This window comes from Bradyrhizobium sp. (genome assembly GCF_036009065.1).
GTDB lineage: Bacteria > Pseudomonadota > Alphaproteobacteria > Rhizobiales > Xanthobacteraceae > Bradyrhizobium.
In genome coordinates this window covers 1-1,788 of the sequence record NZ_DASYMN010000035.1, presented here as the reverse complement: position 1 = coordinate 1,788, position 1,788 = coordinate 1, and the positions used below count along the sequence as shown (strand labels likewise).

The following is a 1,788-nucleotide window of genomic DNA, read 5'->3' as shown; positions in this document are numbered from 1 at the left end:
GACGTCGCCCTTGCCGAGTTTGCGGACCTTTTTGGCGTTGGATTTGATGACGGTCTGGCCGATCGAGACCTGGCCGTCGCCGCCGATCACCACCTTGCCGCCCTTGCGGACCGTCAAAATGGTGGTGCCGTGCCAGACCGGCGATTCGGATGGTGATGCTTGCATGGAGACCTCAGGTTGGTTCCAGATTTAGGGATTGGCGCGCGGGGTTGCAATTGCCGCCATTCGGGCCGGGATTCCGGTCACCATAGGCTGAAGTTCGGCTCTGAATGCGCCTTCCCGCAGTAGCGAAGGCGACATGAGCCTGTTAAAAGGGCGCGTTTTCAGGTAGGCGGAGAGCCCTCTTCATGCGCACGGCGACGATCAAGCGCAAAACCAAGGAAACCGACATCGAGGTGACCGTGAACCTCGATGGCACGGGCGTATCCACCGTTGCGACCGGCATCGGTTTCTTCGACCATATGCTTGACCTGCTCGCCCGCCATTCGCGCATCGACATCGCCGTCAAGGCGGAAGGCGACCTTCACATCGATCATCACCATACCACCGAGGATGTCGGCATCGCGCTCGGCCAGGCGGTGAAGCAGGCGCTCGGCACCATGGCCGGGATATCTCGCTACGCCGGCGTCCACATGCCGATGGACGAGACGCTGTCGCGGGTCGTAATCGATATTTCGGGGCGGCCGGTGCTGGTGTTCAAGGTCGAGTTTCCGCGCGATAAGGTCGGCACCTTCGACACCGAACTGGTGCGCGAATGGTTCAACGCCTTTGCGATCAATGCCGGTGTGACTTTGCATGTCGAGACCCTATATGGCGAGAACAGCCACCATATCGCCGAATCCTGCTTCAAGGGTCTGGCACGGGCGCTGCGCACAGCCGTCGCGATCGATCCAAGCGCGGCGGGCGAAGTGCCTTCCACAAAGGGTCAGCTCGGCGGCTGAGTGAAGTCGTCATTGCGAGGAGCACTTGCGACGGAGCAATCCCATTTTCGTTATTGCCGGGCTTGACCCGGCAATCCATCCTCTTCGAAAGGCTTTTCCGAAGTGTGATGGATGCGCGGGTCAAGCCCGCGTATGACGAAAGGCGGACGGTTTGGTCGCAAGTGCTCGTCGGGATGACAGTCAGATACGGAGATACCATGCCGGTCTACACAGTTCATGCGCCCGTGGCTGGCGGTACCGAAGTGCGGCGCGCGGCGGACAGGTTCGTGTTCGTTCGCGATGGATTTCATTTCTGGGCGTTTCTTTTGGGCCCGCTGTGGCTGGCATGGCATCGGCTGTGGCTGGCACTGATCGGCTATATCGCGGTTTGGGTCGGTGTCGCGGTTGCGCTCTCGCTGCTTCACGCCAGCGCCGGCACGCGCTTTGTCGTGATGTTGCTGATCGCGCTGTTGATGGGGTTTGAGGCCGCCAGCCTGTGGCGCTGGACGGTATCGCGGCGCAAATGGCGTCAGCTCGATGTCGTCGTGGCCGACCACGAGGAAACCGCCGAACGGCGTTTCTTCGATCGCTGGACGTCCAGACAAGGCAATGTCGGCAACGATCAATCGGCTATCGATCGGGGGGCGCCGCCGCCGACGCGGGACATCCCGGGCCAGGCGTTTTCACGGCCGCCGCCGTTGCCGCATGGCGATATTATCGGCCTGTTTCCGCAACCGGGAGCGTCGCGTTGAGCGTTGCCATCATCGATTACGGCTCCGGCAACCTGCACTCCGCCGCAAAAGCGTTCGAGCGCGCGGCGCGGAGCATGGAGAATCCGGAAAAGATCGTGGTCACGCGTGACCCCGAA

The 1,788-nt window shown here is 61.6% G+C and carries 2 protein-coding genes and 2 pseudogenes; 3 read left to right on the top strand and 1 reads right to left on the bottom strand.

Annotated features, from left to right (window positions below; all coding sequences use genetic code 11):
* Window positions 1–165: pseudogene (locus VGP39_RS02550) on the bottom strand (HslU--HslV peptidase proteolytic subunit); the annotation flags it as partial.
* A gap of 182 nt (window positions 166–347) precedes the next feature.
* Between VGP39_RS02550 and hisB the strand changes: the two are divergent.
* From hisB to VGP39_RS02535, 3 genes and pseudogenes are all read left to right on the top strand, one after another.
* Window positions 348–941 carry an imidazoleglycerol-phosphate dehydratase HisB gene (gene hisB, locus VGP39_RS02545; protein WP_327566537.1) on the top strand — a complete coding sequence of 198 codons (594 nt, stop codon included), beginning with the start codon at window positions 348–350 and terminating at the stop codon, window positions 939–941.
* 197 nt (window positions 942–1,138) lie between these two features.
* Window positions 1,139–1,672, top strand: a complete 534-nt coding sequence (locus VGP39_RS02540; RefSeq protein ID WP_327566536.1) for a DUF2628 domain-containing protein — start codon at window positions 1,139–1,141, stop codon at window positions 1,670–1,672.
* Window positions 1,669–1,788: pseudogene (locus VGP39_RS02535) on the top strand (imidazole glycerol phosphate synthase subunit HisH); the annotation flags it as partial. The gene VGP39_RS02540 and the pseudogene VGP39_RS02535, both read left to right, overlap by 4 nt.